6 protein-coding genes, 4 tRNA genes and 1 pseudogene are annotated in these 8,654 nt (G+C 44.8%); 9 read left to right on the top strand and 2 right to left on the bottom strand.

Annotated features, from left to right (window positions below; genetic code table 11):
* Positions 1–825: 825 nt before the first annotated feature.
* The gene (locus ACN0VI_RS15245) at positions 826–2,631 is read right to left on the bottom strand and encodes a DEAD/DEAH box helicase (RefSeq protein WP_417447396.1); all 1,806 of its coding nucleotides are present in this window, start codon (positions 2,629–2,631) and stop codon (positions 826–828) included.
* 324 nt (positions 2,632–2,955) lie between these two features.
* On the opposite strand from ACN0VI_RS15245, the gene ACN0VI_RS15250 reads away from it, so the two are divergent.
* Positions 2,956–3,384: a hypothetical protein gene (locus ACN0VI_RS15250; RefSeq protein WP_417447397.1), complete on the top strand. Its 429-nt coding sequence runs from the start codon at positions 2,956–2,958 to the stop codon at positions 3,382–3,384.
* Between the two features lie 51 nt (positions 3,385–3,435).
* Here the strand turns inward: ACN0VI_RS15250 and ACN0VI_RS15255 are convergent, their stop codons facing one another.
* Complete coding sequence (locus ACN0VI_RS15255) at positions 3,436–4,728, bottom strand: amidohydrolase family protein (RefSeq protein ID WP_331891998.1); 1,293 nt, start codon at positions 4,726–4,728, stop codon at positions 3,436–3,438.
* A 193-nt stretch (positions 4,729–4,921) separates the two neighbouring features.
* On the opposite strand from ACN0VI_RS15255, the gene murB reads away from it, so the two are divergent.
* The 8 genes and pseudogenes from murB to ACN0VI_RS15295 form a co-directional block, all read left to right on the top strand.
* On the top strand, positions 4,922–5,959 hold the full coding sequence (gene murB / locus ACN0VI_RS15260; protein ID WP_417447398.1) for a UDP-N-acetylmuramate dehydrogenase: 1,038 nt from the start codon (positions 4,922–4,924) through the stop codon (positions 5,957–5,959).
* Positions 5,956–6,933 carry a bifunctional biotin--[acetyl-CoA-carboxylase] ligase/biotin operon repressor BirA gene (gene birA / locus ACN0VI_RS15265; protein ID WP_417447399.1) on the top strand — a complete coding sequence of 326 codons (978 nt, stop codon included), beginning with the start codon at positions 5,956–5,958 and terminating at the stop codon, positions 6,931–6,933. The genes murB and birA overlap by 4 nt, the downstream gene beginning before the upstream one ends.
* 18 nt (positions 6,934–6,951) lie before the next feature.
* Positions 6,952–7,800 carry a type III pantothenate kinase gene (locus ACN0VI_RS15270; RefSeq protein ID WP_417447400.1) on the top strand — a complete coding sequence of 283 codons (849 nt, stop codon included), beginning with the start codon at positions 6,952–6,954 and terminating at the stop codon, positions 7,798–7,800.
* Positions 7,801–7,896: 96 nt separating this feature from the next.
* Positions 7,897–7,972, top strand: a tRNA-Thr gene (locus ACN0VI_RS15275).
* Positions 7,973–8,098: 126 nt separating this feature from the next.
* A tRNA-Tyr gene (locus ACN0VI_RS15280) sits at positions 8,099–8,182 on the top strand.
* Positions 8,183–8,280: 98 nt separating this feature from the next.
* Positions 8,281–8,354, top strand: a tRNA-Gly gene (locus ACN0VI_RS15285).
* Positions 8,355–8,374: 20 nt separating this feature from the next.
* A tRNA-Thr gene (locus ACN0VI_RS15290) sits at positions 8,375–8,450 on the top strand.
* 128 nt (positions 8,451–8,578) lie between these two features.
* Positions 8,579–8,654: pseudogene (locus ACN0VI_RS15295) on the top strand (elongation factor Tu); the annotation flags it as partial.

Genomic DNA, 8,654 nt, shown 5'->3' on the forward strand with positions numbered 1-8,654 from the left:
CCGAACTCAGAAGTGAAACGACTCATCGCCGATGGTAGTGTGGGGCTTCCCCATGTGAGAGTAGGTCATCGCCAAGCACTTATTCAAAAACCCCGTCCGAAAGGTCGGGGTTTTTTATTAACTGTGGGATAAGTTAGCCCTCACATGGGTTCCCATGTGGAGTAGGATTAACGAGGTTAACAGCGAAAGCAAATAGTTTTGCTTTCGCCCGAGTAAATGGGTTGATCTCTGTGAGACCCCTGGCTCAAGCGAAGCGCAGAGGCGCCAAGCGCTTATACTGAAAAAGCCCTAGCAGTTATGCTGGGGCTTTTTTTATGGTTAGCTGAAAATATTAAATCAGGTATAAGCCATTAGTATATTAGTAAGTGTACTTGAGCCTATATCTGCACTCGCACCACACTCGTGCGGGGTGAGTTGCTATAGAAAAGTCATTGTCTCTTTTGATTACTAGGCAGGCTGTCGATCTAATAGGCTAGTGCATGGAAAAACAAGATAAGGTTATTTTGGGCCACAGAGTATTGTGCTGGTATGAAGGTTAGAGTGCAAAGTGTTAGTACAGTCAGGAGTGATTATAGCTAGCGCGTAAGCTATAAATTACTCATGAATATAATGAGACATTACTGTCTTAAAGAAGTGGGTTTCATATATTAGCTGAGAATGAATGGACTATATATTGATAGTGGGGCTAGACCAGCGCATTCAAAGAAGAGTAGGGCAGAATTTATATGAGTATTGCATATGCTGATTTACTAATTATGTTTCTACTATTATGTTCCTACTATTATGTTTCTAAAAAAAAGGCCTCAATTGAGGCCTTTTGACATTTTATTTTTTAAACTTAGGGTTAGTACTTTTTGATTTTGGTTTTCCCTTGTCCTTACCCTTAAATTTACTATCACTCTTAGCGCCTTTATTAGCTTTCTGATCACCGATTACGGTTAGGTTCATTGGTCTTCCAGCAACATAGGCTTTACTCAATATTTGCAATACTTCCTTCGGCATTCCTGCGGGAAGATCTACTGTGGTAAAGTCATCAAAAATATCGATGCGGCCAATATATTCGCTATCAATTTCAGCTTCGTTAGCGATGGCGCCGACGATGTTGCTGACTTTAACGTTGTGGCTATGACCTGCTTCAATTTTGAAGCGTTCCATCTCGATATCGGGGTGTGCCTTAAGCGGTTGTGCATAAGGCGAAAAACTTCTGTCGCTACTACGCTTAGAGCCTTCATCACGACCTTTGCGGTCGCGCTTGTCGCCTCTTTCAGGTCTGTCAGCTCTTTCACTTCGCTCTTTCTTCGGTTTTGGTAGTTCTTTAAGAATTAATTCATCGCCACCCGCCATTTTAGCAAGTGCTGCTGCTATGATTTGGGGATCCGTATCCGTTTTTTCTTCAAGCTTATGAATAAACTGTTTGAAGAAGCTTAAATCGTCATTTTCGATAGTGTTTAAAACGTTGCGTTCAAAGCGGCTCAAGCGTTGCTCATTGATATTGTCAATGCTTGGCATTTGCATTTCAGTAATCGGCTGGTTAGTTGCGCGTTCAATAGCTTTTAACATACGGCGTTCGCGGTGCGCAACGAATAAGATTGCATTACCACTACGGCCTGCGCGGCCAGTACGACCGATACGGTGAACATAGGATTCGGTGTCGTATGGAATATCATAATTAACAACGTGGCTGATGCGTTCAACATCAAGTCCGCGTGCCGCAACATCGGTGGCGATAAGAATGTCTATTTGACCTTTCTTCAATTTTTCGACGATTCGTTCACGGGTTGCTTGAGCAATATCACCATTTAATGGCTCTGCTCTAAAGCCGCGTGCGGTTAATTTATCGGCAAGTTCAGTAGTTGCAATCTTTGTACGTACGAAAATAATCATGCCATCGAATTCTTCGGTTTCAAGAACTCGGGTTAAAGCATCCAGCTTATGTATGCCACTGACCAACCAATAGCGTTGATTAATGGTCGTAGCGGTGCTGGTTTTGGTTTGAATTTTAATATGTTCAGGATCGTTCAAATATTTCTCAGCAACCTTTTTAATTTCTTTTGGCATGGTGGCGGAGAATAGCGCTATCTGACGAGTAGGTGGAGTATGACCTAATACCCATTCAACATCATCAATAAAGCCCATACGAAGCATTTCGTCGGCTTCATCCAATACTAAAGCTTTAAGGTTGTCGAGTTTCAATGTGCCACGGCGAATATGATCCATCACTCGGCCAGGCGTACCTACTACGATCTGTGCGCCGCGTTTAAGTTGGCGTAATTGGATGTCGTATTTTTGTCCGCCGTAAATAGGCAATACGTTTAAACCAGGCATGTTTTTGGCGTAAGTTTGGCAAGCTTCAGCAACTTGAATCGCTAGTTCGCGAGTCGGTGCCAATACAAGAAGTTGGGTTTTATTATCTTTTGCGTCCAGCTTAGAAAGCATAGGTAAGGCAAAAGCGGCTGTTTTACCGGTACCCGTTTGCGCTTGGCCAATGATGTCTTTGCCAGCCATAAGAACTGGTATGCTCGCGCTTTGGATCGGTGAAGGTTGCTCGTAGCCAACTTGCTTAATGCATTTTAGAACGGCAGGCGAAAGTCCCAGTTCGTCAAAACTGGAAATAGTTTGATTCTGTGTCATCAGTGTTACCTATAAAAACATGAAGAGCGAATTTGCTCGAATAAGCGTAGGCCAACTGAAAACCCAATTTCAAAAGATACAACAATCGCGGAATAATCGTAGAAAGGATGTACTGAACTGACCACTTGCTTAACGGGGGCGATTATACACACTATTTATGGTAGGTGTTAGTGCTATTGGCCGAAGTCAAGCGATTTAATGAGTTTGCTTTAAAAGGCACAATCTGACATTCTTTAAAAAAACTAAGTCTGGGGTTAGCTTATGAGATTACTGGGGATTGCTTTACTGATATTGGTCTTAAGTGGCTGTTGGGGTCAAGATGAAATGTTACGCATTCAAAAGAATGGTGATGTGTCGATGGCTATTATCGTCATGCCCGACTGGGAATTTACTACTAAAGGAGAGGTTGAGTCCAGGGCAAGTGGTTACGAAGATGAAATGCGTAAAGCGGGCTGGACGATCCAAAAAAGTACTGAAGGGTACCAGAATGGAGATTACGATCTACACTATGTTCTGACTGGTAATCTACTAAAAGTAAGCGCAAAAACATCCTTCTATGAGATTGTCTCTCGCAATTCCAAAGAAATTAGAATTAAATTTTTGACGCCACTGGTTGAAGAGGACATGGTGTATCGCAAGCTTTATTTTGACTATTCAATTGCAAATACAGCTACAGTGTTTGATAAAAATCGAAGCTTAGTGCAGGAAGTTGGCAGGGTTAACCAGGCAGATGCATATACCATCTCTCTATAAAAAAATGATAAAAAAGCCGGCTCACAAGGCCGGCTTATGTTTCTTTAAAGGTTATTGTTTATAGACTTTACCGTCTTTCATGACAAACGAGACATTCTGTAGCAGCTTAATGTCTTCTGCTGGATTACCTTCTAGCGCAATAATATCGGCTAATTTCCCTTTAGCAATAAAACCAATTTGGTCATTACCTAATAACTCGGCTGAAGTTACAGTCGCGCTTTGAATGGCGGCCATTGCCGGCATGCCTGCTTCAACCATGTATTCAAACTCTTTGGCATTATCGCCATGCGCAGATACGCCACTGTCAGTTCCGAAAGCAATCTTGACGCCATAGGCATAGGCTTCGCCAAAAGTGTTCTGGATTAAAGGTCCTACAGCACGCGCTTTGGGGCGAACAATTTCGGGGAAGAAACCATCAATTTCAGCTTTTTCGGCAACAAACTTACCGGCAATGACGGTTGGTACATAATAGGTACCATTCTTTTTCATGGCACGCATGACTTCTTTATCCATATAGGTACCGTGTTCGATACTATCAATGCCTGCCTCAATCGCTCGTAACATTCCTTCTTTGCCGTGTGCGTGAGCAGCCACATGCATACCATAATCTTTCGCAGTATCAATAATGGACTTTAATTCTTCCAGCGTAAACTGGGGGTTCTGGCCGCTTTTAGCCAAACTGAGTACGCCGCCTGTTGCGGTGACTTTGATAAAGTCGGCGCCTTCCTTATAGCGCTGACGCACTGCTTTTTTTGCATCTTCCACGCTGTTAACAACGCCCTGTTTAGGGCCTGGATCGCCCATCAGCTTCGAATTAACACCGTTGGTGGGATCGGCATGGCCACCGGTCGAAGCCAGTGATTTGCCAGCTGAATAAATTCGAGGCCCGTCAACCCAGCCTTGGTTAATTGCATTGCGCAAAGAAATGGTGACATTATAGCTGTCGCCTGGATTGCGCACAGTGGTGAAGCCAGCGAGCAAAGTGCGCATGCCATACTCATGGGCGCGGTAAGCCAGATCAGCGGGGTTCAGGGTGAAGCCTTCGACATAAGCAGTTGGGCTCATTTCACCATCGAGATGAACGTGCATATCCATCAAGCCTGGCAAGCAGGTTTTATTGCTCAGGTCTATGAATGAACTAGTTGCAGGTTGGTTGGTGGTTACTTCGGAAATTTTATTGCCAGTGATCTGGATAAAATGCTCGCCTAACACCTTGCCGGCTTTAGTATCAATCAGGCTTCCGCAGTGTAGCCAGGTTGCACCAGCTGTTTCGTCACTAGCAGAGCTTGGGCTCATGGCGGTGGATGCGATCAAAGCGGCAATCGCCAAAGTTGTCTTGGTCATCTTTATACTACTCCCCATTCAATTAGTGAATACAGGAATACCTTAATTCAATGCAGAGTGCAATCAAGCTTTTAAGGCACCTCTAAAAAACTGTTACTAACTATGGATGTAAGAAATGCAGGAGAATAGTATTTCAAACAGCTTTTGGTACAATGCAGGCAACTTAAATTCTAATCTCAACAGGCAATATCCTTTGGCTAACTCCGTTCCTGCTTCATTAAAGCCTTTTAATACCTTCGGCGTTGAGGCTACTTGTAATGAGTTGATTAGCTTTAATGATGAGCAATCGATTCAAAGCTGGCTCAAAGCAGAAAAGCCTGCGCTTGATTCGCTTTTTATCCTCGGTGGCGGCAGCAATCTCTTGTTGCTGGGGCATATCCCGCTGACCTTCTTGAAAACTAATATTCAGGGGATTGAATACTCTGAGCAGGACAATGGCGATGATGTGTGGGTAGTTGTGGGCGCGGGCGTTAACTGGCATCAGCTGGTGTTAGATAGTTTGGACAAAGGCTATTCAGGACTCGAAAATTTATCGTTAATCCCCGGCAATGTGGGCGCCGCTCCCATTCAGAATATTGGCGCTTACGGTGTGGAGCTACAGGAACGCTTTGTCAGTCTGCGAGCAATTGAGTTAGCTACCGGCGACATCAGAGAGATTTCAGCAGAAGACTGCCAGTTTGGTTACCGTGACAGTATATTTAAGAACGAATTGAAAGGACGCTTAGTTATTACTCAGGTAACCTTGCGGTTAAGTAAGAGCCTTCAACCACACATAGAGTATGGCCCATTAAAACAAATGCTAGTCGGTGAAACATCTATTACAGCCAAAAAAGTGAGCGACGCGGTGATAGCTATTCGGCAAAGTAAATTGCCCGATCCTGCTCAGCTTGGTAATGCCGGTTCTTTCTTCAAAAATCCAGTCGTTACCGAAGAGCAATATCAGACATTACTGGATGCCTTTCCAGAGCTGGTAGCTTATCCGGTTGACTCTGGCCATTATAAAATTGCCGCCGGTTGGTTAATCGAAAAAGCTGGTTTAAAAGGTTATCGAGAGGGTGATGCTGGTGTCCATGAAAAGCAGGCTTTGGTGCTGGTCAATTATGGGCATGCAAGCGGGCAGGATATTTTGCAGGTAGCAAAGCAGGTGCGAGATAAGGTCCTGGAGCTATTTGGTGTTAAGTTAGAACCCGAAGTGTGGATTATTGGCGAACAGCAGATATTTTCATCATGACAGAGCATCGCGATCAACAATTAAGACAATTGATATGCTTACTGAAAGATGGCGACTTTCATTCTGGCCAGAAATTGGCGGATGAGCTGTCGGTGAGTCGTGCCTATATCTGGAAGTTAATGCAGCAGTTAGAAGCTTTAGGACTTGAGTTCGAGTCGGTGACGCGTAAGGGCTATCGACTGCTCAAGCCGCTAGAATTGTTGGAAGAGGAAAATTTACAGCTGGCGATGGCAAGCAATGGCATGCCTGATTGGGAGTGTAATGTGTTGTTATTAACGGACTCTACCAATGAGCAATTAAAAGGTAGCCGTTTTTGCCATAAAAAGATTCTTGCAGCCGAGCATCAATCAGCTGGTCGGGGCCGTCGCGGCCGGCAATGGGTGTCGCCGCTAGCCAGTAACCTCTATTGGTCAGTGGGTTGGCAAACCCAGATGCCAGTGCAGCAGTTAGGTGGTTTAAGTCTGGTGGTCGGGCTTGCGATCATTAAGGCGTTAGGAGGTTTGGGCATTCAAGGCGTACAGCTCAAGTGGCCAAATGATATTCGTTACCAGGGGAAAAAGCTGGGCGGCATTTTGATAGAGTTGTCTGGCGACGTGGCGGGTGCTTTGCAGGTAGTTATTGGTGTTGGTTTGAATATGCAGATGGGAAGTACGGTGGCGCAATCTATCGACCAAGAGTGGATGAACCTGAATGAGCTGGCCCCTGATGTCAGTCGTCAGCAGGTATTAGCGAAGACGATTGTTGAATTGAATCAGGCGCTAGAGCTCTTTGAACAAAAGGGTTTTGCTGCATTTCAGGAGTCATGGCAAGAAGTTGATGAATGCTTTGGTCAGAAGGTCAGTATTTTACAGCAACATCAAGAGTTGAAAGGTATTGGTGCCGGGGTTGATGCTACCGGAGCACTGTTATTGCAAACAGGGCAGGGCATGGTCCCGATCTATGCCGGCGAAGTCAGCTTGCGTTTCAGAGCTTAACAAAGGAGTTTGCCGATAATGATTCTGCTAATTGATATAGGTAACTCTCGCAGTAAGTGGGTGCTCACAAATAAAGTGTTTGGCATCAACTGGCAAGCTTCCGGGCAATGGAGTAACCAGGGTTTTGCAGAAGCTCATTGGCTGGCTCAGCTTAATGCCATTAAAGACGCAGTGATTCAAGAGTCTGACGCAAAAGTTGAAGCTATTGCCATTAGCTGTGTCGCGAATGAGGATGTTTGGAAGTTACTCCAAGATTATTGTGAGCAGGTGTTTGCGGTGCTCCCCCTTTTGCCGCAGTCTTCACGGGGATATCAAAGCCAACAGGGGCGCAGATTAGTTAATAGCTATAAAGTCACAGAGGCTTTGGGTATTGATCGCTGGTTGGCCATGATAGCCGGAACAGAGTTAACAGCAAAAGCATTTGCTGTTATTGATGCTGGGACTGCTATTACTTTAGATGTTGTCGATAGTAACGGGCAGCACTTAGGCGGCCATATTATTCCTGGCCATAAGTTAATGCAGTCAAGCTTGCTGGGCGATACAGGGCGAATTGCCTGGAGTGCGCAACACAATCGTGAGTCACAACCGGATAGTGACTGGTTGGCCAGCAATACACAGCAAGCCATCGAACTCGGAACACTGGATGCCAGTGTCGCTTATTTAGAGCACTCGATTGATAAATTGTGTACTCAGCTTCAATTGCAGACTGTAATTGTGACGGGTGGCGATGCAGAGCAGTTAATCAGCTTGCTCAAGCTAAATTTAAAGAAACACCTCAAATACCAAAAAGATCTGGTTTTACAGGGACTTTTCTATTGGTTATTGAGTAATTTGACTAAAAAAACGGCAGATAAAGCCAATTCATAGGCAATTTGAAAAAAATCATAAAAAAGCATTGCCAAACCAAAATGAGGTAGCTAAAATTCCCGCCACTTAATGACATGCCCCAGGCGTGATAATTAAGCCGGCTTAGCTCAGTAGGTAGAGCAACTGACTTGTAATCAGTAGGTCGCCAGTTCGATTCCGGCAGCCGGCACCATTATTCTTAAGGGTTGCATTGCAACCCTTAGTATTAAGCAGGTAGAGTAAAGATTACTGCTTGCAATTACTGCAACAAATTGGCATCATGCGCGCTCTTTTGAGCAGACATGTTTGCTCAAGTCCTGGAGGGGTTCCCGAGCGGCCAAAGGGATCAGACTGTAAATCTGACGCGAAAGCTTCGCTGGTTCGAATCCAGCCCCCTCCACCATTTTCCACCCGGTCAGCAATTCTTATCAGTGACAACTGAGTCAGGGCTGACTGGTAACGAACGATTGTTCGTATGCTTTATCACAGTATGGATATAGCGCGGGTATAGTTCAATGGTAGAACCTCAGCCTTCCAAGCTGATGATGCGGGTTCGATCCCCGCTACCCGCTCCAATAACTGTTTCAAACAATTTGCCGATATAGCTCAGTAGGTAGAGCACTCCCTTGGTAAGGGAGAGGTCAGCAGTTCAAATCTGCTTATCGGCACCAGCTTTGACTGGGTAGCTATATCGAGGCAAACAATAGGGTGCAGGGTACAGGTACGAGTATAGTACGACCCGGTAGACACCCGTTTTAACATTGGAACTTAAAACGCGGATATTCCGGGAGGCTATATAATGGCTAAAGAAAAATTTGAACGTAACAAACCGCACGTTAACGTAGGCACTATTGGCCACGTTGACCACGGTAAAA

It is taken from the genome of Kangiella sp., from assembly GCF_048265365.1.
Lineage (GTDB): Bacteria > Pseudomonadota > Gammaproteobacteria > Enterobacterales > Kangiellaceae > Kangiella.